A 253-nucleotide genomic window follows, 5' to 3' on the forward strand; every position below is an offset into this window, starting at 1 on the left:
ATCGCTGTTATCGATATTGGTTCAAATTCTGTTCGGCTTGTTATTTATGAGGGTCTTGTTCGTTCACCAACAGTTTTATTTAATGAAAAAATTCTCTGTGGTCTTGGTCAAGGCGTTGCAAAGACTGGACTTTTAGAAGAAAATTCGATGAATATGGCCCTACGAACACTCAAGCGGTTTCGTGCGCTTTGTCTGCAGATTGGAGCAGATGAGATCTATATTTTAGCAACAGCAGCAGCGCGAGAAGCAAAAA

General features: G+C 40.7%; 1 pseudogene. It reads left to right on the forward strand.

The features are described 5' to 3' along the window. A pseudogene (locus tag ACFINO_RS11135) lies at positions 1 to 253 on the forward strand (exopolyphosphatase); the annotation flags it as partial.

The organism is Bartonella sp. AA83SXKL, assembly GCF_042196965.1.
Classification (GTDB): domain Bacteria; phylum Pseudomonadota; class Alphaproteobacteria; order Rhizobiales; family Rhizobiaceae; genus Bartonella.